This window comes from Romboutsia lituseburensis DSM 797 (assembly GCF_900103615.1).
Taxonomy (GTDB): Bacteria; Bacillota; Clostridia; order Peptostreptococcales; family Peptostreptococcaceae; genus Romboutsia_F; species Romboutsia_F lituseburensis.
Genome location: NZ_FNGW01000001.1, coordinates 493,388 through 518,543, shown reverse-complemented (window position 1 = coordinate 518,543; position 25,156 = coordinate 493,388). Strand labels below are relative to the sequence as shown.

Annotated in this window: 25 protein-coding genes and 1 riboswitch; of the genes, 14 read left to right on the top strand and 11 right to left on the bottom strand. The window is 26.5% G+C overall.

Annotation, left to right across the window (positions count from 1 at the left end):
• Positions 1 to 41 precede the first annotated feature (41 nt).
• Positions 42 to 554, top strand: coding sequence for a superoxide dismutase family protein (locus BLP75_RS02460; RefSeq protein ID WP_092722522.1), 513 nt, complete (start codon positions 42 to 44; stop codon positions 552 to 554).
• 75 nt (positions 555 to 629) lie between these two features.
• Here the strand turns inward: BLP75_RS02460 and BLP75_RS02455 are convergent, their stop codons facing one another.
• Positions 630 to 1,151, bottom strand: coding sequence for a hypothetical protein (locus tag BLP75_RS02455; RefSeq protein WP_092722520.1), 522 nt, complete (start codon positions 1,149 to 1,151; stop codon positions 630 to 632).
• 241 nt (positions 1,152 to 1,392) lie between these two features.
• On the opposite strand from BLP75_RS02455, the gene nrdE reads away from it, so the two are divergent.
• A complete protein-coding gene (nrdE, locus tag BLP75_RS02450) occupies positions 1,393 to 3,492 on the top strand; it encodes a class 1b ribonucleoside-diphosphate reductase subunit alpha (RefSeq protein ID WP_092722518.1) in 2,100 nt (699 codons plus the stop codon).
• A 12-nt stretch (positions 3,493 to 3,504) separates the two neighbouring features.
• Positions 3,505 to 4,476, top strand: coding sequence for a class 1b ribonucleoside-diphosphate reductase subunit beta (gene nrdF, locus BLP75_RS02445; RefSeq protein ID WP_092722516.1), 972 nt, complete (start codon positions 3,505 to 3,507; stop codon positions 4,474 to 4,476).
• Positions 4,477 to 4,535: 59 nt separating this feature from the next.
• On the opposite strand, the gene BLP75_RS02440 is transcribed toward nrdF, so the two are convergent.
• Entirely contained in the window at positions 4,536 to 5,006 is a 471-nt protein-coding gene (locus BLP75_RS02440; RefSeq protein ID WP_092722514.1) for a DMT family transporter, read from the bottom strand.
• A gap of 16 nt (positions 5,007 to 5,022) precedes the next feature.
• Positions 5,023 to 5,454: a DMT family transporter gene (locus tag BLP75_RS02435; protein ID WP_242872365.1), complete on the bottom strand. Its 432-nt coding sequence runs from the start codon at positions 5,452 to 5,454 to the stop codon at positions 5,023 to 5,025.
• 123 nt (positions 5,455 to 5,577) lie between these two features.
• On the opposite strand from BLP75_RS02435, the gene BLP75_RS02430 reads away from it, so the two are divergent.
• The 6 genes from BLP75_RS02430 (at position 5,578) to BLP75_RS02405 (ending at position 13,262) form a co-directional block, all read left to right on the top strand.
• Complete coding sequence (locus BLP75_RS02430) at positions 5,578 to 6,291, top strand: cyclic nucleotide-binding domain-containing protein (protein ID WP_092722512.1); 714 nt, start codon at positions 5,578 to 5,580, stop codon at positions 6,289 to 6,291.
• Positions 6,292 to 6,352: 61 nt separating this feature from the next.
• Positions 6,353 to 9,136: a DEAD/DEAH box helicase gene (locus BLP75_RS02425; protein ID WP_092722510.1), complete on the top strand. Its 2,784-nt coding sequence runs from the start codon at positions 6,353 to 6,355 to the stop codon at positions 9,134 to 9,136.
• Positions 9,137 to 9,283: 147 nt separating this feature from the next.
• A riboswitch (SAM riboswitch) is annotated at positions 9,284 to 9,393 on the top strand.
• An 89-nt stretch (positions 9,394 to 9,482) separates the two neighbouring features.
• A complete protein-coding gene (locus BLP75_RS02420) occupies positions 9,483 to 10,550 on the top strand; it encodes a methionine ABC transporter ATP-binding protein (RefSeq protein WP_092722509.1) in 1,068 nt (355 codons plus the stop codon).
• Entirely contained in the window at positions 10,510 to 11,190 is a 681-nt protein-coding gene (locus tag BLP75_RS02415; protein ID WP_092722507.1) for a methionine ABC transporter permease, read from the top strand. The genes BLP75_RS02420 and BLP75_RS02415 overlap by 41 nt, the downstream gene beginning before the upstream one ends.
• A gap of 21 nt (positions 11,191 to 11,211) precedes the next feature.
• Positions 11,212 to 12,024, top strand: a complete 813-nt coding sequence (locus BLP75_RS02410) for a MetQ/NlpA family ABC transporter substrate-binding protein (protein ID WP_092722505.1) — start codon at positions 11,212 to 11,214, stop codon at positions 12,022 to 12,024.
• Positions 12,025 to 12,056: 32 nt separating this feature from the next.
• Complete coding sequence (locus tag BLP75_RS02405; RefSeq protein ID WP_092722503.1) at positions 12,057 to 13,262, top strand: M20 family metallopeptidase; 1,206 nt, start codon at positions 12,057 to 12,059, stop codon at positions 13,260 to 13,262.
• Positions 13,263 to 13,361: 99 nt separating this feature from the next.
• On the opposite strand, the gene BLP75_RS02400 is transcribed toward BLP75_RS02405, so the two are convergent.
• The 4 genes from BLP75_RS02400 to BLP75_RS18065 form a co-directional block, all read right to left on the bottom strand.
• Entirely contained in the window at positions 13,362 to 13,748 is a 387-nt protein-coding gene (locus BLP75_RS02400) for a DUF1284 domain-containing protein (protein ID WP_092722501.1), read from the bottom strand.
• On the bottom strand, positions 13,748 to 14,281 hold the full coding sequence (locus tag BLP75_RS02395; RefSeq protein WP_092722499.1) for a biotin transporter BioY: 534 nt from the start codon (positions 14,279 to 14,281) through the stop codon (positions 13,748 to 13,750). The genes BLP75_RS02400 and BLP75_RS02395 overlap by 1 nt, the downstream gene beginning before the upstream one ends.
• Before the next feature lie 212 nt (positions 14,282 to 14,493).
• On the bottom strand, positions 14,494 to 14,985 hold the full coding sequence (locus BLP75_RS02390) for a hypothetical protein (RefSeq protein WP_092722497.1): 492 nt from the start codon (positions 14,983 to 14,985) through the stop codon (positions 14,494 to 14,496).
• 306 nt (positions 14,986 to 15,291) lie between these two features.
• Complete coding sequence (locus BLP75_RS18065; RefSeq protein WP_170139078.1) at positions 15,292 to 15,441, bottom strand: hypothetical protein; 150 nt, start codon at positions 15,439 to 15,441, stop codon at positions 15,292 to 15,294.
• Between the two features lie 527 nt (positions 15,442 to 15,968).
• Between BLP75_RS18065 and BLP75_RS02385 the strand changes: the two genes are divergently transcribed.
• From BLP75_RS02385 to BLP75_RS02370, 4 genes are all read left to right on the top strand, one after another.
• On the top strand, positions 15,969 to 16,694 hold the full coding sequence (locus tag BLP75_RS02385) for a biosynthetic peptidoglycan transglycosylase (protein ID WP_092722495.1): 726 nt from the start codon (positions 15,969 to 15,971) through the stop codon (positions 16,692 to 16,694).
• Positions 16,695 to 16,838: 144 nt separating this feature from the next.
• A complete protein-coding gene (locus tag BLP75_RS02380; RefSeq protein WP_092722493.1) occupies positions 16,839 to 17,285 on the top strand; it encodes a MarR family winged helix-turn-helix transcriptional regulator in 447 nt (148 codons plus the stop codon).
• Between the two features lie 2 nt (positions 17,286 to 17,287).
• On the top strand, positions 17,288 to 18,361 hold the full coding sequence (locus BLP75_RS02375; protein ID WP_092722491.1) for an FUSC family protein: 1,074 nt from the start codon (positions 17,288 to 17,290) through the stop codon (positions 18,359 to 18,361).
• 152 nt (positions 18,362 to 18,513) lie between these two features.
• A complete protein-coding gene (locus BLP75_RS02370) occupies positions 18,514 to 19,980 on the top strand; it encodes a protein adenylyltransferase SelO (RefSeq protein WP_092722489.1) in 1,467 nt (488 codons plus the stop codon).
• A 38-nt stretch (positions 19,981 to 20,018) separates the two neighbouring features.
• Here the strand turns inward: BLP75_RS02370 and BLP75_RS02365 are convergent, their stop codons facing one another.
• The 3 genes from BLP75_RS02365 to BLP75_RS18335 all read right to left on the bottom strand — a co-directional run bounded on the left by BLP75_RS02365 (position 20,019) and on the right by BLP75_RS18335 (position 23,262).
• Positions 20,019 to 20,870, bottom strand: coding sequence for a patatin-like phospholipase family protein (locus tag BLP75_RS02365; protein WP_092722487.1), 852 nt, complete (start codon positions 20,868 to 20,870; stop codon positions 20,019 to 20,021).
• Between the two features lie 84 nt (positions 20,871 to 20,954).
• Positions 20,955 to 22,379 (bottom strand): MDR family MFS transporter, encoded by a 1,425-nt coding sequence (locus BLP75_RS02360; RefSeq protein ID WP_242872364.1) that lies wholly within the window; start codon positions 22,377 to 22,379, stop codon positions 20,955 to 20,957.
• Positions 22,369 to 23,262 (bottom strand): TetR/AcrR family transcriptional regulator, encoded by an 894-nt coding sequence (locus tag BLP75_RS18335; RefSeq protein WP_092722485.1) that lies wholly within the window; start codon positions 23,260 to 23,262, stop codon positions 22,369 to 22,371. The genes BLP75_RS02360 and BLP75_RS18335 overlap by 11 nt, the downstream gene beginning before the upstream one ends.
• A 189-nt stretch (positions 23,263 to 23,451) precedes the next feature.
• Here BLP75_RS18335 and BLP75_RS02350 point away from each other — a divergent pair, with 189 nt between their 5' ends.
• Positions 23,452 to 24,690, top strand: a complete 1,239-nt coding sequence (locus BLP75_RS02350) for an MFS transporter (RefSeq protein ID WP_092722483.1) — start codon at positions 23,452 to 23,454, stop codon at positions 24,688 to 24,690.
• A gap of 62 nt (positions 24,691 to 24,752) precedes the next feature.
• Here BLP75_RS02350 and BLP75_RS02345 read toward each other — a convergent pair whose 3' ends face one another.
• A complete protein-coding gene (locus BLP75_RS02345) occupies positions 24,753 to 25,028 on the bottom strand; it encodes a hypothetical protein (RefSeq protein WP_092722481.1) in 276 nt (91 codons plus the stop codon).
• Positions 25,029 to 25,156: the final 128 nt, after the last annotated feature.

Here is a 25,156-nt window from a genome sequence, read left to right as displayed (position 1 = left end):
ATAGAATATAATGTTATAAATTTACTATAAGGGAGGACGTTATGGATAAATCTTGTCCGAAGTATGATATTCAAAAAATATTTTCAGTATATAATCAATCTAAGCCAGATGCATATGCTCAAATAAAAGGTGGGCCTTTAGCTCCGTGTATAAAAGGAACAATATATCTATACCAGTTAGAGGAAGGAGTATATATAAAGGCATATATAACAGGGATTCCTAATATAAATAATGAATCTAGTTCGTTCCATGGATTCCATATTCACGAAGTAGGAGATTGCTCCGTTGGAGATGAAAAAAATCCATTTACAGGAGCAAAATCTCATTATAATCCTACTAATGTATCTCATCCTATGCATGCAGGGGACTTACCTCCAATATTATCTTCTGATGGAATAGGTATACTTTCTGTGTTTACTAATAGATTTACAGTAAATGAAGTTATAGGAAAATCTTTTATACTTCATGGAGGATATGATGATTTCACTTCGCAACCTGCAGGAAATGCAGGCGCTAGATGGGCTTGTGGAGTTATTGATTACTATAAAAAATAGAATATATAATTTTAACTTATTGATTAGATATAAAAAAATACTCATATTATATGAGTATTTTTTACGTTTAAATAATTATAGATTGTAGAATGTATTTACATAAGACATCATTTGATCTCCAAGGCTTAAATAATAGTATATATAAGTTAAATAGTCAGAATAAAAAAGCTTAGATGCATCCATATTATTATCTAAAAGTGCATTTAATAAGGATAGTTGTTGCTTTAAACTCATTTTATAAGTATCTAGCAATAATTTGATTTGTTCTGCAAATAGTAAATCCGATTCAGAGTTACTATATTGTTTTTTAAAGTTTGACATTGAATTTTCTAGTGTTGATAATTGAGTTAAGTAAAAATTTATTTGATTTTTTGTTTCAATTGCTTTATCTTTTGCAGTGACTGTATTTATATTAATAGTATTTATATTTGATCTAATTCTTTTAATTTCATTAAAATAACCAACTAATTCTTCTCTACCCTTTAAATTTTGAAGCATAGGAGGAACAGAAAATGATTGTTCTGCAAAAGCTATAGGTGGATTTTGTACAATAAATGAAATTAATAAAATAGATATTAGTACATATATTTTTTTCATTTTAGACTCCTTTTGTATTTTAAGAATAAGCTAGACATACATATTTTAACCCTTGTAAAATAAATTATTCAGTTATATACAAGGGTTTGATTATATGAACTTTTATGTTATAAAATTAAAAGTTTAAAAGCCCAAATATTTGTGTATATACAATATGTAGTGCTTAAAATGAAATCAATATCTATATATTGTGATTTTGTTTTAAAAAATAGATTATATATTTTGGATAAAGGTGATAAAGATGAACTGGGTAGAACTTAATAATCAAGTTATTATAAAAGATGATAAAGGCAAGTATCAATTAGAAAAGGACAAAGAAGCATTAGATGTATATATAAAAGAATATATATACCCTAAATTAAAGAAGTTTAGTAGCATAGAAGAAAAACTAGATTACTTAATAAATAAAGAATATTATTCTAAAGATGTAATAGATAAATATAATATTGACTTTATCAAGGGATTATATAAAACTATAGAAAAACACAATTTTAAATTTCAATCATATATGAGTGCAAATAAGTTTTATCAAAATTATGCCCTAAAAAGCAATGATGGTAAAGTAATATTGGAAAGTTATAATGATAAAGTGTTAATAGTATCTTTAGCACTGGGTAATGGTGATGAAAAAAGAGCTTTAAGTTTAGCTGATAAATTAGTAAAACAAGAATTTCAACCAGCAACACCAACATTTTTAAATGCAGGAAGAAAGAGAGCAGGAGAAATGGTGTCTTGTTTTTTACTATCAGTAGAAGATAGTACAGAAGGTATATCTTATGCAGTATCTTCAGCAAATCATTTATCTAAAATAGGCGGAGGAGTAGCATTAAATTTATCAAAACTTAGAGCTAAAGGTGAGTCTATAAAAGATATAGAGGGCGTTGCAGGCGGAGTTATAGGCGTTGCAAAGATGTTAGAACAATCTTTTAGTTACTTTAACCAAATGGGGGCAAGACAAGGTTCTGGTGCTGTGTATTTATCAGTTTTTCATCCTGATTTTGAAAGCTTTTTAGATACTAAAAAGATAAATGCGGATGAAAAAATTAGATTAGCTAGTTTATCTTTAGGAGCTATTATCCCTGATAAATTTATGGAACTTGCAGAAAAAAATGAAGAAGCTTATGCATTTTATCCTAACTCAGTATTTAAAAAATATAAAGTACATTTAGATGATATAAGGATGGATGACTGGTATGATAAATTATCACAAGATAATGATATAAAAAAGAAAACAATAAATCCAAGAAAAATGTTGACTAAAATAGCTCAAATGCAGCAAGAAAGTGGATATCCTTATGTATTGTTTATAGATACAGCTAACAGAGAGCATGTGTTAAAAGATGTTGGAAATATAAAAATGTCTAATTTATGTTGTGAAATTTTACAGTATCAAACCCCTTCACAAATAGAAGGATATGCCGGTGAAAATATTTGGGGTCAAGATATAAGTTGTAACTTAGGTTCATTAAACATAGCAAATGTTATGGACAATAAAGATATAGAAAATACAGTGGAAACAGCGATATATGCGTTATCATTTGTATCGGACAATACAGATATAAAACAAGTTCCAACTGTAAAGATAGGAAATGAAAAATCACATTCTATAGGTCTAGGTGCAATGAATTTACATGGATACCTAGTAAGAGAAGATATATTATATACAAGTGATGAAGCAATAGATTTTTGTAATGTATTTTTTGCAATGATTAGATATTATGCAATTAAGTCATCTATGAAAATATCAATAGAAAAAAATAAAACATTTGAAGGATTTGAAAAATCAGAGTATGCTAAGGGTAAAGACAGTGATGTATTATCAAAGTATTATACAAATTCTTATTTACCTAAGTATGATAAAGTAAAAAAATTATTTGAGGGAATATACATACCTACAAGAAAAGATTGGGCTAATTTATTAGATAAAGTAAAAGTAAATGGTATATATAATGCCTATTTGACAGCAATAGCACCAACTCAAAGTATTAGTTATGTGCAAAATGCAACATCAAGTATAATGCCTATTACAGATGTCGTTGAAGTAAGAACATATGGAGATTCGACTACTATTTATCCAATGCCATTTTTAACTAATGAAAATATGTTGTATTATCAATCAGCATATAGAATGGATATGAGAAAGGTTATAGATATAGTATCAACGGTTCAAGAACATATTGACCAAGGAATCTCTACAACATTATTTGTTACAGATGACAAAACGACTAGGGATATAGCTAAGTTATATATATATGGATATAAAAAGGGCGTTAAAAGTTTATATTACACAAGAACTAAAATGACTAGAGAAAATAATGAGTGTTTAGTATGTTCAGTATAGGAGGAAATATTCATGACATTTGTATTAAATAAAATACATAAGGCTGTTAACTGGAATAAAGAAGATGATAATTTTACACAAGCTTTCTGGGAACAAAATGTAAAGCAGTTTTGGTTACCAGAAGAAATATCTATTTCAAAAGATATATTTGTTTGGAATGAATTAAGTTTAAAAGAAAAAGAGCTATATAAAAAAGTATTAGCAGGATTAACATTATTAGATACAAAACAAGGTAATAATGGAATACCGTCTATGATGAGTTTAACTGATAATCTTCAAAGAAAAGCTGTTTTATCATTTATGGGAACAATGGAAGAAATTCATGCTAAAAGTTATTCATCTATATTTATGACTCTTCTTTCAAATAGTGAGATAGATGAGCTATTTAAATGGATTGAAACTGAGCCTACATTACAGAAAAAGGCTGAACTTATTTTAGCACAATATGAAAGTACTGAAGATGAAAAAAGCTTATATTTATCAATGATTACTAGTGTATTTTTAGAAAGTTTTCTATTTTATTCAGGATTTTTCTATCCTTTATACTTAGCGGGTCAAGGTAAAATGGTTGCTAGTGGTGAGATAATATCACTTATACTTAGAGATGAATCTCTACATGGTAAATATATAGGACTTTTAGCACAAGAGATATACAATAATTTTAATGATGAGGACAAATTAAAATTAAAGAATCGTATGTATACTATTTTAAATAATCTTATGGAAAATGAGATAGAATACACTAAATGTATATATAAAGAAAGTAAACTAGAAGGTGAAGTTATTAACTTTTTAAAATATAATGCTAATAGAGCTTTAGAAAATCTAGGATTTGAAGAATTTTATGAAGTAAATGATATAAATCCAATAGTTTTAAATGGATTAAGTACAGAAACTAAAAATCATGATTTCTTTTCAACTAAAGGTAATGGATATCAAAAAGGAATTTATGAAGAATTAGAAGATGAAGATTTTATAATTTAATTTAATATATAAAAATAAAGAATCATTTTTAGTGATTCTTTATTTTTATACTTGCAGCATTAAATATTATTATCTAAAATTTCTGTAGATTTTTCAGATTCCACCTTATCTATAAATAGATTATATCCAAGCCCTAAAATTACTAAAAATCCTCCAATTAATTGATAAGCTGATATTTGCCCGCTAAATAAATAATCTATAAAAATACCAGTAAATAATTGACCAATAAATAACAAAAGAGTTAAGTAAAAAGCAGATACTTTAGCAGATAAATATGAAGATAAAGTTACAACGAAAACTCCAACAATTCCTCCTGTATAAGTAAACCATGATGCAGTATAAGAATCTATACTAAACAACTTGAATGTTTCACCACTTATAATTAGTAAAAAAATCGAGCCTATTAATCCAAATACATAATTAAAAAAAGTACTTTGATACATACCTATCTTATCAGCTAAGACATAATTAATAACCCTGGCAGTAACAATTGTAACACCTGATAAAATAGCAATAATTATATAAAACATAATAACAACTCCCTTCTTATTTAATTGTCATTACACAGATACCAATAATGATAGCAGAAATACCTAATATCTTTTTTTTATTAAATTTGCTTATAGGTAAATTAAAAAATCCAAAGTGGTCTATAATTATAGATGTAATTAACTGTCCAAGTAAACAGACAGATACTGTTAGCGAAACTCCTAAGTTAGAAAAACTTATATTGCTAAATACAACAGTTAAAACTCCGATAAGCCCCCCTGAAAACATATATAATGGTATACCTTTAATATTTTCTAATTTAGATTTTTTAATTAAAAGGACTAAAATAATACCAATAAGACCTATGATATGAATTATTACACTAGAAGCATAATTTCCAGCAACTTCTCCCACTGATCCATTTAGGTATAGCATTATAGAAAGCAAAACTCCTGTAAATATAGATATAAAATAATTTATTTTTAACACCCCCTCATTATTTTCTTTTAATAATTAATAAATTACCATAAAAAATTAATAAAAAGAATGACATATGTCATGTGCACATATAAAATAAAAATTATATAGTAAAAAGTGAAAGGGGTTTAAAAAGTGGAAATAATAAATGATCAATTTCTTATAGAAAGTTATTATAATGAATTAAATATAAAAGAGATTTTTAGTGAAAATATGAAAAATGATATGAAAGTGTTTAAATTTGAAAGAAATGAGTATTTATGTACAGAGGATGAAGATATAAGTTATTTTGCAGTTTTAATAACAGGTAAAGCTAAAGTATTTAAAACATTACCAAACGGGAGAAGTTTATTACTAAGTTTTTATAAGCCTACTCAATTAATTGGGGATTTAGAATTAGTAAAAAATCAAGTTACAACTGGAACTATACAAGCGCTAAGTGATTGCTACTGCTTAGCTATACCAATGAATAAAGCAAGAAATGAGCTAACTAAAGATATGAAATTTTTGAAATTTATAAGTGAGAGTCTAGCACAGAAGCTTTCTGTAATAACTATGAATAGCTCTGTAAATTTACTTTACCCTTTAGAAAATAGACTAGCAAGCTATATAAATGAAACATCTTCTGTATTTAATAAAAAAAGTTCAAAATACTATATAGACTTTGGAGACAACTTAGTTAACTTAGCAGAACTATTGGGAAGTAGTTATAGACATTTACTAAGAACTTTTAATGGGCTATGTAAAAAAGGCGTTTTAGAAAAAGATAAGTATGGATACTCAATAATTGACAAAGAACTTTTAAAAGAGTTAGCAGGAGATTTATACCAAAACTCTAGGTTTTTATAAAAATAAACTAACTTCTTAAATTAGATAATGTGTTTTTAATGATATAATAGGATTTATTACAATGAAAACAGGTGAGACAATGAACTTTATAAATAAAGATTTTTTAAATTATTTTAAAAGTAAGCCAAAACAAGAAGTAAAGTTAGACGTGAGTTTAGAACTTATAGGAGAAGATAGCATAAAATGTGATTTTTACATAGGAATAGATAATATGTACAAATTAAAAAATCTTAGAGACTTTTCAAAAGCAAGGCTAAATGCTCAGGATATAATATATGGACCGGATTTTATGTACAATATATCAAATAATTATTTTGGATATGATGAAGAAAAAATAGTTGAGATGATAGAAGAATATGGAATAGGTCTTTCCTATACATCGTCGTTAAGAGAACAGCAATCAATGTATTTAAATGGAGGCTCAGTAAAAAGGCTAATAGAATATCTTGAGTATAAAGATTTTGAATTTAAATATAGAAATTTGTATTATACTCCAAGAATAATTAGAGGAGACTTACCTATAAGTATAAGCCTAGAAATGGATGATAATAAAGTTTTACTAAAAAGTGAGGGTAAGCTACCAGTTCCCATATCTCAAAGGGGAGATGTAGTATTTTATAAAGGCGATATATATTTATTAAGTGGAGAAAATGGAATATACTATAAAAAATTATATACAATATTAGAAAAATACAATGAAATATCTTTTAAATCAGAAGAAGTAAGTGAAGTTTTAACAAATGTAGTTCCAAAGCTTGAAAAGATAACTAATAATGTAATTATTGATGAAAATATAGAAGAGAATATAAGTGAAAAGTTATTAGTTAAGTATTACTTTGATTTAGAAGAAGAAAAAATAACTTGTGATATTAAGTTTGATTATGAAGGTGAAAATGAAGGTAAATTTATAGTTAAAAATGAGCAAAAAGAGGAAGAAGCAATATATAGACTTTATACATATTACTTTGAAAAAGATAATAATAAATATATATTTACAGGAAATGATGAGCAGTTATATGACTTCTTAACAGTTGAGATAAATAGACTTAAAAATATAGGAGAAGTGTATTACTCTGATAAGTTAAAAGCAAAAAAAATATATAGTTCAAGCTCTATAAGAATAGGATTAGGAGAAGAAATAAATCATTATTTAGAGTTTAGTTTTAAAATAGATGGAATTAATGAAAAAGAATATAAAAATATAATAAAGGCTTTCAAAGATAATAAAAGGTTTTATAAACTTGGAAATGGAAACTTTATAAATTTAGAAGAACAAGAAACTAAAGATACATTTAAATTGATGGAGAGTTTAGGTTTTACTAGTGATTTTAATCGTATGCAGATAAATACAAACAAGGCATTATATATTGAAAATTTAATGACTGATAAAAAATTACCTTATATAGAGGGGATAGAAAAAATAAGCGAAATTTCACGTAAGATAAAAAGCATTGATGAAGAAAAAATAGAAATTCCAAAACACTTAAACGCAACCCTTAGAGATTACCAAATAGATGGTCTAAACTGGTTTAAAACATTAGAAAAATGTGGATTTGGAGGGATACTAGCTGATGAAATGGGGCTAGGTAAAACATTACAAACTATAACATTTTTATTATCAGAAAATGATAAAAAAAGTTTAATAATAACTCCAACATCACTTGTATATAATTGGAAAAAAGAATTTGAAAAATTTGCTCCAAGCTTGAAAATTGCAGTAGCTCATGGTAGTAAAAAAGAAAGGGAAAAAATAGTAAGTAATATAGATTCTTATGATGTGATTTTAACTACATATGGATCTTTAAGAAATGATCTAGAAAAATATGAAGAAATAAATTTTGATTATTGTATAATAGATGAAGCTCAAAATATCAAAAATCCAACTGCAATAAGTACAGATGCTGTAAAATCTATAAATGCACATAGTAAATTTGCTCTTACTGGAACTCCAATAGAAAATAATTTATTGGAACTATGGTCTATATTTGATTTTATAATGCCAGGGTATTTGTATAGCCTAAGAAAATTTGATGCTATATTTATTAAAGATGAGAGCCAATTAGAAAATCTGAAAAAAATGATAAAACCGTTTATACTAAGAAGGACTAAAAAGCAAGTTATAAAAGAGCTTCCTGATAAGATAGAAAAAGAATTTTTAGTTGAATTGAATAGGGAGCAAAAAAAGGCATATGCAATATATGCGGATTATACAAAGAAAAAACTAGAAGAGCAAAATAATAAGATAACTGTATTTTCTTATTTAACAAAATTAAGGCAACTTTGCTTGGATCCAAGTATAGTAATTGATGATTATAGTGGGAAAAGTTCTAAAATAGAGGCTTGTTTAGAAATTATAAAAGATTATACACAAATAGAAAGCAAAGTTTTAGTTTTTTCTCAATTTACAACTGTCCTTAAAAATATAGGTGCGAAGTTAGATAAAAATAATATAAAATATGTATACTTAGATGGTCAAACTAAAGCTGAAGAAAGATTAAGATTAGTTGATGAATTTAATAAAAGTAAAGAAATTAATGTATTTTTAATATCTTTAAAAGCAGGAGGAACTGGGCTTAATTTAACTTCAGCAAACACTGTAATTCACTTTGATCCATGGTGGAATCCTGCAGTAGAAAATCAAGCAAGTGATAGAGCTCATAGATATGGTCAAAGAGAAGTTGTAGAAGTTATAAAACTTATAGCTAAGGGTACTATAGAGGAGAAAATTGTAAAACTTCAAGAAAATAAAAAAGAATTAATTGATGATATAATAAATAATGATTTATCGCAAGGAAATATTTTAAAAGGATTATCTGAAAAAGACATATTAGATTTATTTAAATAAATATGAATGTAAAAAATAATATATTAAAATATAAAATTGTATCTTTTTTATAAAAATTAAAAATTAGAAAAATTTAGAAAAGTTGTTGACAATATTATTAATTAACTATACAATTTGTTTTATAAAATTAATAAAAATTAAATAAAAACCTTATCAAGAGAGACTGAGGGAATGGCCCGATGATGTCTCAGCAACCTACCAAAGTTTGGTGTGGTGCTAATTCCAACAGAATTTTTATAAATTCTGAAAGATGAGGGGAAGTATATTAATATATAAACGTTAAAATCTTCTTCTCATCTTGAGAGGAAGATTTTTTACGTATAAGGAAACAAGGGGGGGGCTAAATTTGATATCACTTAAAAACATAAGTAAAACTTACACATCAGAAAATATTAAGGTAGAAGCACTAAAAAATATAAGCATTGAAATTGAAGAAGGTGAAATTTGTGGAGTTATTGGGTTTAGTGGTGCTGGAAAAAGTACATTAGTGCGCTGTATTAATCTATTAGAGGATCCGACATCAGGAAAAGTTTTTGTAGATAATCAAGAGCTAACATCATTAAAATCAAAGGAACTAAGAAACGCTAGAAAAAATATTGGTATGATTTTTCAGCACTTTAATTTAATGAAGTCAAAAACTGTTTTTAAAAATATAGCATATCCATTAAAAGATAGTGGGTTAAGTAAAGACCAAATTAAAACAAGAGTGTATGAACTTTTAGAATTAGTAGGATTAAGTGATAAAGCAAGTAGTTACCCGAATCATCTGAGTGGAGGCCAAAAGCAAAGAGTTGCAATCGCGAGGGCATTAGCTAATAACCCCAAGGTACTATTATGTGATGAAGCTACATCAGCACTTGACCCACAAACTACACAGTCAATACTAAAATTATTAAAAGATATCAATAAAAAGCTTGGATTAACGATAGTTATAATTACACATGAGATGAATGTAGTAAAAGAAATTTGTGATAAGGTTGCAGTAATGGACAATGGTTATATCGTAGAGCAAAATGATTTAATTCATATTTTTACTAGACCGAAAACAAAAGTAACAAAGCACTTTATATCAACTGTATTTCAAGAAAATAAAATATATGAACTATTAGAAAAAGATTACTTTTTAAAAGAAATTGATGAAGATGAGCTATTAGCAAAAATAGTATTCGTAGGTCAGAACACAGGTCAGGCATTTATTTCTAAAATATCAAGACAGTTTAAGATTGATGCAAGTATCCTATTTGGAAATATAGAGATAGTTCAAGCAACACCTATAGGATATTTAGTAGTTAAGTTAAGTGGTCAAATTGAAAATATTTTAAATGTAGAAAAGTATCTTAAAGAAAATAATATAGAGTTGGAGGTAATAAGACATGGAAAGTGCAATAACAAACCTACTACCAAATGTAGTTAATTTATATCCTGAAATGATAAATGCTTTATTTGAAACTATATATATGGTATTTATATCTGGGATAATATCGACCTTAATAGGATTCCCAATAGGAGTAACTCTTGTAGTTACTAGGAAAGGCTCAATATTAGAAAATGCAGTTATAAATAATGTTATAGGTAAAATAATAAATATTTTTAGATCGATACCATTTATTATTTTATTAGCAGCAATAATGCCTATAACTAAATTTATAGTTGGAACAACTATAGGTACAGAAGGAGCATTGGTACCATTAGTATTTGGTTCTACTCCATTTGTAGCAAGGCAAATAGAAACCGTATTATTAGATGTTGATAAGGGAGTAATAGAAGCTGCTCAATCTATGGGATCTAGCCCTCTTGAAATCATATATAGAGTGATGCTTCCTGAGGGACTAGGTGGAATAATATATGCAATTACAATTACAACAGTAAGTTTAATTGGCCTATCAGCAATGGCAGGAACTGTTGGAGGTGGGGGACTTGGTGACTTTGCAATAAGATATGGTTATCAATATTTCCAAACCGATGTAATGATAGTTACAGTTATAATATTGCTTATTTTAGTTAATATAGTTCAAAGCATTGGAGATTTGTTACTTAGAAAATTAAATAATTAAGACTATAAAAGGAGGTTTATTATGAAAAAATTATTATCAGTATTTTTAACATTAATATTATCTGTAAGTACCCTAGTAGGATGTAATAATACATCAAATAATGATACAAAAACTGTAAAATTAGGTGTAACGGGTGAAGAACATGAAATCTGGGATTTAGTAAAAGAAAAGTTAGCAAAGGAGGATATTAATTTAGAAATAATTAGTTTTTCTGATTATATAAAGCCCAATATAGCACTTGATGAAGGGGAAATAGATATAAATGCATTTCAGCATCATGCATATTTAGATAACTTTATCAATGAGAGAAATTTAAAATTAGTGTCAATTGGAGATACTGTATTTGCACCAATGGCTATATATCCGGGAAAATTAAAATCACTTGAAGAACTAAAAGCAGGTTCAAAAATAGCAGTTCCAAATGATGCTACAAATCTAGGAAGAGCATTGATACTTCTTCAAAATGCAGAATTAATAAAATTAAAAGATAATGTAGGTCTTTTACCAACAATTAAAGATATAGCAGACAATCCTAAAAATCTAGAAATATTAGAATTAACAGCGACACAAATTCCAAGATCTTTACAAGATGTAGATGTAGCAGTAATAAATAGTGGAGTAGCGGTAGATGCAAAATTATCCCCTACAAAAGATTCACTATTTATAGAAGATTCAAATCTAGAAACTTCAAAGCCATATATAAATTTAATAGCCACTAAAGAAGAAAATAAAAATAATGAAATCTACAAAAAGGTAGTAAAAGCATATCAATCAGAAGAAGTAAAAAAGGCTATTAATAAAAGATATAAAGGAGAGTCTATACCTGCATTCTAGGTGCTAAAAATATATAACAGTGAGGGGATATCATGAAAAATTTAAATATAGATAAAATAAAAAAAAACATATTATTTGAAATAGAAAATCAAAAACAAGAATATATAAAAATAAGCCATAAGATACACGAAAAACCTGAAGTTGGAAATAATGAATATTTTGCATGTGAAACATTAACAACTTTATTAAAAGAAAATGGATTCGATGTAGAGGTTAATATTGCGGGACATGAGACTGGATTTATAGCAAAAAATAAATCGAGATTTAGGAAAGGACCAGTAATAGGTTTTTTAGCAGAATATGATGCGCTACCATCCTTAGGTCATGCATGTGGACATAATATAATAGGAGTAGCTAGTTGTGCAGCAGCAATAGCATTATCGACTCAACTGGATAATGTAGGTGGGGAAGTTAGAGTATATGGGTGTCCAGCTGAAGAAGGTGGTGAAAATGGAAGTGCCAAAGGCAGTTTTGTAAAAGGTAATTTATTTAAAGAGGTGGATGCATGTTTAATGATACATCCATCAAATGAAAATTCAGTTACAGGAACTAGCTTAGCAGTAGATCCCGTTGAGTTTGAATTTATAGGAAAATCAGCTCATGCAGCTGGTTGTCCACAAAAAGGAATTAATGCATTAGATGGAGTTATACAACTTTTTAATGGGATAAATGCATTAAGACAGCATTTAACTGATGATGTTAGAATACATGGAATCATAACTCATGGAGGTGACGCACCTAATATAGTTCCAGACTATTCCAAAGCCAGATTCTATATAAGAGCTAAAACTAGAAAAACACTAAATGAAGTAACTAAAAAGGTAGAAAATATAGCAAAAGGAGCTGCATTGGCAACAGGATCAAAAGTTAATATTAATTTTTTTCAAAATGAAGTAGATAACTTTTATGTAAATGATAAGTTTAATGAGTTGTTTGCAGAGGTTATGAATGAATTAGGGGAAGAGATAAATACTATAAAAAATGAAGGATTTGGATCCACTGATGCTGGAAACGTAAGTCATGTTGTTCCCACATTACATCCTCATATAAAAATAGGGCCAAAAACATTAGTAGGACACACACATGAATTTTGCGAAGCTGCTTGTTCTAAAGATGGTGATAAAGCTTTAATAGTAGGATCGAAAGCCCTTTCACTAACGGCACTTAATCTTTTTATAAATGAAGAAAAGCTTAATGAGATAAAAAATGAGTTTGATAAAAATATAAATCTAAAATAAATAAAGCCATATTGAAATTTTCAATATGGCTTAAAAAATTACATCTTAAGCAACTTATGAAGTTATTGGCTAAATGAGCAAAGTAATTTTTTATTAAATTTATTTACAGCACATACTTTTTTTACAACTACTGATTGAATACCAATTACAATTTCCACAGATATCATCCATAATTTCTTCAGTAATATTTTCTTTTATAAAATTTACAATTTCATTGTAATTATATACTTTTTCTTCTAGATTAAAATACTTAACCATTTTATCATCAATAGACTTCACTTTATTATTTGTATTACATAAATTAGCTCCTAGCATGTTAGGACAGCTACTACAAATATCATCAGTTGAAAATACTAGTTCAATTAAAATGTTTTTATCACATCTCAAAGCTCTAGTTATATAATCCATATTTTTAATAAAATCATCATTATAGCCTTTACCGCTGTAACCTTGAGTACACATCAGATGATGAGGTCTTAATTTCATTAGTTTAACACTCCTTGCATAGATCTATTTTCTTTAAGTTTTATACCAATAATAGTGGCTAAAAATGCTTTTACTATTCCTGTGAAAATAAATGGTGCAACACATGCAATAAAAGCACTCATAATTGTTGTTTTCATAATAAATGCAAATAGCATAGTACCGATAGTATAGTTTACAATAGATCCTAATATCATAGCTACAAATATCATAAATTTATTATTACTTCTCTCACATATAAAGCCTATTAAAAAGGCCATTATAGGAAATGATAATATAAAGCCTCCTGTAGGTCCTAGTACTATTTGGATTCCACCTGAAAATTGTGCAAATACAGGTAATCCAACAGCCCCAAGTAATGTATATATAATAAGTGAAATAAAGCCTTTTTTACTTCCTAGTAATATTCCAGCTAATGAAACTGCTAAGGTTTGCATTGTAAGTGGAACTCCGCCAGGGAATGGTATAGATATTTGTGCAAGAACTGCTGTTATAGCAGCAAATAATGAACATATTACTAAGTCCTTAGTTTTCATATGTATCCCCCTTAATATTTTATAAATTATATATGTAAACTAAATGAACAATAATAGTTTACATATATAATTTAATATATTTTGTATGTAAAAGTCAAGTTAATTAAAAAATAGATAATAAAATTAGGACAGAAATAAAAAAATACATATTATATAATATGTATTTTTATGTAAAATGAAATTATTATTACTTTTAAGAGAAGTATTAATGTTTATTTAATTTGAGATTTTGTCCAAAGAAGAGTTTCGTCACCTTTAGCTTTACTAAAATAATATTGTTCTAACAATTTACTTTGTGTAGATTCACAATCGGAAGTTAAAAAACCTGTTAAAAATGATAAAGACATACTATAGTAATTTAAGGTATTTAAAAGTGCTAGAGATATAGGATTTTTTTCTACATTACCACTCTCAGTTTGGTGGTATTGAGAAAGTTCTTTTCGAAGACTTTTTATCTGACTTTTTATATAAGAAGCATCTTTTAAAAGAGGTGCTTTGTCTTTTTTGCCCATGACAGCCTTAAGAGAATTTGAATCAAGAATATAGAGCTGATCACTTATAGATTCTAGTTGATTTATATAGTTATTTTCTACATTTTCTAGGTGATTTATAGAATTATTAGCATAAATTTTAATAATACCATCAAAATTTATGTTAATAGAAATGATGCTTAACATAAGAAATAACACTAGTAATTTTTTCATTATATACACCTCATAACAAGATTTTATAAGATTATTATTACATAAAAAAATATAATTATTCATTAAGCTAAAATCAGATTTTAATTATAAAAATAGAAAAACATAAGATATATACTGATATAATTGGATTGATTATTATTTTAAATTTTAACAAATGTATTTTATAAATTTAGATTGAAAATAAAAATGCACACAAAAACTAATAATCTAATATGATTATTTTATTTATTAAAATATTGAGTATTTAAAATTATATAAAATTAAGTTACTAAGAAAAAATTCTAGTAAATAAAATTACAAAAAATATTAATTTTTAGCCATTAAAACCTTAAAACCTAATAATACTAAGCCTAATAAAAGGACAACAGTAGTATAACTATCAGCTAAAATATAAAATAAAATAAGTAATGCCATAAAGTTTAATAATAATACCATTAAATTTTTAATTGCTTGCAAATTTATCACCTCTTAATATATTAAAACAAATTTTTTATAAAACACAACAATATAATATTAATATAGATATTAAAAAAATGCTATACATTTAGAAATATAATTTATTAAAAAGATAAAAGTTGAAAAATATAATTTTTATAAAGAATTTGAAAAGTACTATTTATAAAAACAACACAATTAATGATATGTAATTAATGCAATTATGTTCACCTATATTATTAATAATATTTATAAAATTTATGCTAATTTAATTTATAGAAATAAAACTTTATTATGTCAAAAAGTAGTTTTTGTACAGAAGACAAAATACTAAAATCTATATGTAAGAAAGTTAATAATTTAAAGTACTCATTTATGGGTATTTTTTTATGAAATAAAACAGCAATAAATTAATTTTACAAACTTACTTAAGTTACAAAAAAGTAAGGTTAATTTAAGGTATATGAAAGGACTTTAAATAAAGATATATGTATAATGGTAGTATAATAAATAATTATTTCTGAAATAAGACAAGAGGAGGGTACTACATGAAAAAGATATATAAATATTTAATAGCTTTTATGATAATTACAATTATATTAGTAAGTATCCCAACAAGTAAGGTATTAATAGATGGATATAGAAGATATAAAGAAGTAATAAATGAGGTAAGTTTACAAGATAAAGTTGATCAAATACAGAAAAACGACAATTATGTAAGCATTGAAAATATAGATGAAGATTTTTTAACTGGCATAGTTTCAGTTGAAGATCATAGATTTTATAACCATAAAGGGCTAGATTTTATAGGAATAGTTAGAGCGACTATTAATAATATAAAAGAAGGTAAGATAGTTCAAGGAGGTAGCACTATAACACAACAATTAGCTAAAAATATATACTTAAATGGAAATAAAAACTTTTCAAGAAAAGTAACTGAATTATTTTTAGCTAAAGACATAGAAAGACTTTTTTCAAAAGATGAAATATTAGAAATTTATGTAAACATAATAAATTATGGAAATGGATACACGGGAATAAAAGAAGCAAGTAAGGGATACTTTGATGTAAATACAAACAATTTAAGCTTTGAAGAAGCATCTATGCTAGCTGGATTGCCTCAATGTCCAGAAGGATATAATCCTAAAAAACATTATGAAAGATCAATAAAAAGACAACAGCAAGTTATCGCTGCAATAGATAAATATGGAGAAAGAAATCTTTTAAATCAAGACTATCTTTTAGCCGTAGGTTATGACTTACATGCAGCTTAAACACCTATATTATATAGGTGTTTTTTTATGTCATTTGACAAAAAATAGAAATTAAATTAAAATTTAGTTAACAAAGTCAACTAAAATAATATATATTATTATAAGCATTATATTTTAAATTGATTTAGAAAAGAGGTAAAATTAGTGGAAAATATAGATTGGGTTTATATGGTTGAAAAAATGCAAGATATAAGATTATTTAGTAGATTGCTTATACGCAGATCTAGTAAACAATATGAAATGCCATCTCAACATTTAGAGCTATTGTCTCAATTAGCAGTTAGTAAAGAAAATATGACACCAATGAGTCTTAGTAAATCTATGGGGTTAAACAAAACTATTATAAGTAGAATTATAGATACATTAAATAAAAGTGGCTATTTAATAAAAACTAGAGATGAAGATGATAAGCGAAGTTATTTTGTTTCTATTACTGAATTAGGAAGAGAACAAATAGATGATATTTATAAACATTATTTAGGACCTATTTATGATTTAAGAAGAAAATTAGGAGATAAGGAATTTTATGAATTAATATCTCTTATAGAAAAAGCAAATACCAAAATATTAGAGGGAGAAAGGGAGAGATAATTATGAGTTTTTATCAGGCGATGCAGCTAGGTGCATGTAATTTAAAACCTTTAATTAAAGAAAGTGAGGATAAATATTTAAAAAGAAAATATATAACAGCTCTTATAGTTAAGGATTTTTTATGTCTTTTATTTTGTATGGTAATAGTAACACTCTTTAGCAAAGCATTTGGAGAAGAAAATAGTATTGTAGGGGTAGTTACAGTCCTTTCATTACTAACCTTTAGGTTCTCAAATTTAGACTTTGATGTAAAACAATCTGCATTTACTATTTTAGGTATATTTGGGATATGTATAATAAGCCCTTATATGGCTACTATAGCCAATCCGATACTAGGTAGTATAATAAATTTTGTATCAATAATGGCAATAGTTGTATTATCATGTCATAATGTCGTTTTAGCTAATCAATCCACATTTGTTTTATCATATTTATTATTGTATGGATATGAAGTTAATAGTATAAATGGATATATAAATCGTGTTATAGGGTTAATTATAGGAGGTATTATAGTATCTTTAATTTTTTACCTTAAACAAAAAAATATTAAATTTGAAAATAAAATCTTAGATATTATGAAAGATGTAAGCTTAAAAAATGAGCGAACTAAATGGCAATTAAAGATAACACTTGGAATATGTTCAGCTATTTTAATTGGAGAGCTTATGCATTTACCACGTACAATGTGGATTGGATTTTCATGCATGTCAATACTACAGCCAAGCCAAGACAAGTTTGAATTTAGATATAAAAAAAGACCTCCATTTTTAGTTATAGGATGTTTAATATTTGGTATATTATACTTAGTTTTGCCAAAAGAGTTAAGGGGATATACAGGCATAATTGGAGGGTTGATGGTTGGATTATCGGGAACATATCAATGGCAAACTGTGTTTAATTGTTTTGGTGCATTAACAGCTGCAGTTCCTGTACTTGGGTTAGTAGGTGCAATAATATTTAGGATTTTTAATAATGCTTTTGGAGCTGTATATAGTAAATTGTTTAATAAGGTATTTGATATTGTTGATAGCAAGATATTTGTTGGAAATACTATGGATGAAGCTATGGAAGGTTAAAATATTATATAATACAAAATTTGTTTTAGAAGCTTACACTACTAGTCGTAAGCTTCTTTTCTATGGTTAATGGCATTATACTAATTTGAAATTCAAAAAATGGGTATATTAAGTTAATAACAAATATTTATATAATTTTATAAGGAGATAAGATGCTTAATAAAAATAGTAATATAGGTTGGAATTTCGATAATAGCTATGATAAATTATCACCAATATTTTTTAGCAAAATAGATATAAATCCAGTATTATCCCCTAAATTAGTTATACTTAATGAGGCCTTAGTAAAATCATTAGGATTAAATAGTGATGGATTAAGAACTGATCTAGGTATAGAAATACTTTCAGGAAATAAAGTTTTAGAGGCTGGGGCTTATATTGCTCAAGCTTATGCAGGGCATCAGTTTGGACATTTTACAATGTTAGGGGATGGAAGAGCATTATTAATAGGAGAACAAATAACACCTTCAGGGCAAAAATATGATATTCAACTTAAAGGTTCAGGTAAAACTCCATACTCTAGAGGTGGAGATGGAAGAGCCGCACTTGGACCAATGATTAGAGAGTATATAATAAGTGAAGCGATGCACAGTTTAGATATACCTACTACTCGTAGTCTAGCTGTGATTAAAACTGGAGAAAATATAATAAGAGAAAATAAAAAAGATGGAGCTATACTAGTACGTACAGCTTCAAGTCATATTAGATTTGGAACTTTCCAATATATAGCGGCATTTGGAAATGATGAACAACTTAAGGAATTAGCAGATTACAGCATAAAAAGACATTTTCCGAATATAGAGGATAATAAAGATAAGTATATAAATTTCTTAAGAGAAGTAATAAATAAACATGCAATTTTAGTATCAAAATGGCAATCTGTTGGATTTATACATGGAGTTATGAATACAGATAATATGACAATTAGTGGAGAAACAATTGATTATGGGCCATGCGCATTTATGGATACATATAACCCAAATACAGTATTTAGTTCAATTGATACGAATGGTCGTTATTCATATAAAAATCAGCCTATTATGGCTCAATGGAACTTATGCAGATTTGGAGAAACATTATTACCATTACTAAAAGAAAATAGAGATGAAGCTATAGAAATAGCACAAAATGCTATAACAGAATTTTTAGAAATATATTATTTAAATTGGATGAAAATTATGAGAAGTAAGCTTGGAATGCTTAATGAAGAAGCACAAGATAAAGCTATTATTGAGGATTTACTTAGTATGATGGAAAAATACAATGAGGATTATACGAATACATTTAGAGAACTTACATTTAATAATTTTAAAAATAAAGGCATGTTTGGTAGCAAAGAGTTTGAACATTGGTATAAAGTATGGAAAGATAGGTTAGATAGACAAGAGGAGTCAAAAGAATCGATACAAAATCTAATGAAAAAATCTAATCCATATGTAATACCTAGAAATTATAGAGTAGAGGAAGCTATAGAAAAAGCAGAAAGTGGAGATTATGATTTTATGAAAAAACTTCTTAATGTTATAAGTAATCCATATGAATATTCTATAGATAAAAAAGATTACTCGAATCCACCAGAACCATCTAAGTATCCATACAGAACTTTTTGTGGAACATAAAAAATAAAAGTCACTATTTATTTAGTGACTTTTATTTTTTAATTTTTATCTATAAACTCTATGATTTGATTACACATTTGTTTTGCATCATTATATCCTTCTTCGTATAGTGCTGTAAGTTTTGCTACATTTTTTTCAACTTGACTAACACTAACGGGATTTTTAGGTCTTATAACAAGAGCATTTCCATCCTTAGATAATTTATTGACTAATTTAAGACTATCATTATAATTAATATGTCTATTTTCAACAGCGCTAATAAGGTTAGGATAATCTCTATATTTTCTTTTTAACAGAGAAGTAAATCTTTGTCTACTTTTTGAATAGGTAATATCTCTAGTCAATACAACAATATTTTTTTCATAGCCTTGATTTATAGCATATTGTATAGGTATAGAATCGGAAACACCACCATCAAGTAATTTATAGTTGTTTATCTCAACTATATTTGCAAACATAGGTATAGAACAAGATGCTTGCATATAAATAATATCTTTCTTTAAATCTTTTAACTCAAAATATTCTGGTTTTCCAGTTTCACAATTAGTAGAAACAGCAATAAATTTAGTATTAGATTTATTAAAAGCATCATAATCATAAAGATTTAATTGATTAGGAATAGTATTAAACATAAAATCCATTCCGAATATAGATCCTGTTTTTATAAGGTTGTTAAAGCTTAAGTAATTTTTATCATGTATGTAATCAATAGTGGCATGATAAGCTCTTTTATATTGTTTAGAAAGATAAGATGATGCATGGCAGCTTCCTGCAGACACACCGATTACTATATCTACTTCTATATCTTTTTCTATAAAAAAATCTAATACACCTGCAGTATAGATTCCTCTCATACCGCCACCTTCTAATATTAATCCGATTTTACTCATAACTTTCCTTTCGTAATCTAAATTTATATAGTTAAATTATTTGTTTTTTATTAAAATTATTATATGTCAATGAATTTATATTGTCTAGTTTTCAAGTGCAAAAGTTATACTTTCTTCTTCTTGAGAATCTTTATTTTTATCTTTAACATATATTATAGACACTATTAAACCTACAAACAGCAATAATGAAGATGATTTAAATGCAACATTTATACCTTTTATATTAGCTAATACTTCAGAAGTATTTAAACAATTTTTAGAAACTGTAGTCATTATAGCTATGAATAAAGAAGAACCAATAGCACCGGAAACTTGTCTAAGAGTTGAACCAATAGCACTTCCATCTGCTATTTCTGAATTGTTAAGAGAATTAAGCCCCCAAGTTGTAATTGGCATTAGTAAAAGTGTAATTCCAATCATTCTAATAGAATACATAACAGTAAGCATAACAATTGATGTTGTTTCACTTAAGTTAGAAAATGAGAATGTGCTTATACCTAGGCAGAAAAATCCTAATATAGATAAAATTCTTGCACCATATTTATCAAGTATTTTACCAGATATAGGGCTTAATATAGACATGAGTATTGAACCAGGAAGCATCATTAACCCAGGTATCATAGCTGACATACCTCTTGAAGATTGAATATACAATGATAAAATCATTGTTGCAGATGCAAAGGATACATATATAATCATTAATAATATAACCGATATTACAAATTGTTTAGATTTAAAAACATTAAGATTAAGCAACGGATCATTAACTTTAAATTGTCTTATGGTAAATAATATAAGAGATATTAGTCCTAAAATTATTGGTAAATAGGTGATGTAGTTAGATATACCATAAGTACCTAAATTAGATACCCCTATTAATAATCCACCAAACCCAAGAGTTGAAAGTATTAGAGAGATTACTTCTAGTTTAGATTTTTTTATCTCAGTTATATCTCTAAGTACTATAAATGCTAAAATCATATCTAATACTGCTATAAATGCTAGTATGTAAAATAAAACTCTCCAACCAAAATTATCAATAATATATCCTGCGGCAGTAGGCCCTACTGCAGGAGCAACACCAACTACAAAACCATATAATCCCATAGCAGCCCCTCTTTCTTCTTTAGGGTATAAATTTATCATTGATACTTGAACTAATTGCATTATTATTCCAGCACCCATTGCTTGGAATACTCTAGATGCAACAAGCATTTGAAAATTATTTGTAAATATTGAAATTAAACATCCAGTAAAGAATAATAACATAGAACTGATATATAATTTTTTTGCAGAAAAATTGCTGATTAAGTATGCTGTTGCTGGTATCATTACACCTAAAACAAGCATATATATCGAAGTTAACCATTGAGCTGAGTCTGCTGTTATATGAAAATCATTCATTATACTTGGTAATGCTGAGTTTAGAACAGTTTGAGTAAGACCTGTTAGAAAAGATCCTAATAACAACACTGAAACTATTAAATTTCTTAATTTTTTATTGTCCACCTTTTATGTCATCTCCTAATTTAGATAATAGTCTACTTAATTTATTAGTATGTTTTTGCAAGAATAGTTGTTTTTCTAGATAAGCAATCATTGCATCCATTATAAGTGAATCGTAGTTGCCTAAATTAAACTCTTCCTCTATTTTATTTATTGCATCATATAATTTTTCATTTTCACCATTAGATGAAATTAATTCTTTTATAGAGCTTATAACATGTATAGAAGTATTTTTTAATACATTTTCATAATTGTTTTCTCCGATTTCATCAATTGTATAAAATATACTTTCGCTTATGATACTTTTGTTAGTTTTAAGGTAATTTATATTAATATCTATTTGTCTAATGATAAATTCAAATATATATTCGATACTTAGATGCCTTTTATTCATCCTCATAACTAAATAAAACTCATGAACTAAACTATCAATTATAAATATTAAGTCACCAATAAATACATTTATTTCTTCTCCATATATTAAAACTAAAGAAGATTTATAAGAATTTAATATGCTAGACTTTATTTTATTTTTTACTTCGATTAAATTATCACCTTTAGTTTTTGAAAAAATCTCTAATAAATTTGGATCAAAAGAAGAATTATATTTTAAATAATCTAATACAAGTTGAATTTTTTCCTTTAGTGCCTCATGAGGAGTTTTTGTATCATCTGCATCTAGCAATATAGCTGTAGTAGCAAATTTTTCACTTGAATAAATTATTGTTTCCCAAATTAAATCTTCTTTAGTGGGAAAAAATTTATAAAATGTTGATTTAGACATTTTACATTCTTTTACTATGTAGTCTATAGATGTATTTTTTATACCGTGAATGTTAAAACAATCTTGCGCGATTTTTATAATGTTTTCTTTTTTATTTTTCATAAATCACCTCTTAATTAAAATGAGTACTTATAAGTACTATATAAAACTTTAAAGTACTAAAACACTTAAAAAGTATAACTACTTTTTTATTATTTGTCAAATACAATACAAGATAATTTTTTATGTATTTAAAATTTAAACTTTTAGGCAGAGAAGTGATACTATATAAGTGGGGGAGGGATTATTAGAATGTCTAAATTTAAAAATATAAATAAAAACATATACTTATTTTTTGCAATAAACTTACTTGCATCATTTGCAATGGGGATTTTTAATATGTTTGTGGGAATCTACTTGAAAGAAATAGGATATGAAGAAAATATAGTCGGAACGATACTTTCACTAAATGTATTTGCTATGGCTATAGCATCAATACCAAGTGCGTATTTAATAGAGAAAATAGGTAGAAAAAGAAGCTTTAAATTAGGATTTATATCAATAGCTATAGGTAGTGTTTTTTTAGTATTATTTAAAAATATATTTTTAATCGGATTAATGGCAATAATAAATGGATTTGGAATGAGTGTAAAAAATACAGCAGAGGGAATGTATATAACTGAAAATACAAAAGAGGAAGAAAGAATATCTATATTTAGTATAAATTTTATCGTATCAAATATAGGTATGATGAGTGCATCATTTATTGGAGGTATACTATCAACATATATGAGTAAATACTTCACATCACAACAATCTATAACATATATATTTATCATATCAGCAATATTATCAATACTAGCATTTATACCAATTTATTTTATGAAAGAACCGAAGAATTTACAGTCTAGAAATTTTAAACAATGTTTACAAGGATATAATCATGTTATATCAGATAGGAAAGTTCTATACTTTATGATGTACTATCTTGTAATAGGTATTGGAGCAGGTATGGTAGTACCATTTTTTAGCGTTTATTTAAAATATTCTATGAATATATCAGATAGTATAGTTGGAAGTATTCTTTCAATATCTCAATTTGGATGTATATTAGGTGGAAGTTTAATTCCTTTTATGTCAAATAAATTTGGGAAATCTAATTCGGTAATAATATGTCAATTAATATCTATACCATTTTTATTATCTATAGCATTTCCTCAGGGAATTATACTAATTGCAATATCGTTTTTTATGAGAAATGGTCTTATGAATATGGCTACTCCTTTAACTCAAAATTTATCTATGGAGTTAGTTGATAAAAAGGATAGGACGAATTTGAGCAGTATGATATCTTTATGTTCTAATATAAGTAGAGCGATAGGAATTTCCATAGGTGGGGTTATGATGGAGAAAATTTCTTATAATTCACCATACTATTTAACTGTAATTTTATATATAATTGGAGTAGTTATATTTGCTAATTTGTACAAAAAGGAATCTAAGTTAGTTAGACAAAAAAAATACAAAGAAGAACATGCATTTAGACATTAAATGTACTAAAAAAGGTAGCAATTTAATTATTGCTACCTTTTGTTATATTAAAATTATGATTATTAAGCTTTATCATATTCATATAAATAAACCCATTTAAAGCCGAAGCTTTGAACAAAATAAATAGGAAGAATAGGAATATCAATCATTTTAGGTTGCTCTAATATACCTAAATATTTAATATCATCTATTAGTACTACAGGCTCCATTCCCTCATGAATAATATATAATTCCTTATTTGTACTATCACAGTATTTTATTAGCTCATTAGTAAATTCTTTAGGCGTAGTAATTGGATTCTCTGGTTCAAACCTAAATGTATATTTTTGAAGCTTCATTATTATCCCCCTCCATAAAGCTAAAAATTAAGTTTGTAAATACTGCTGGATAAATCCAACGATAAATTAATTACCAGCAGTATTTACAACACAATTAGTGTAGTAAGTTAAAAACATAATAGAAATTA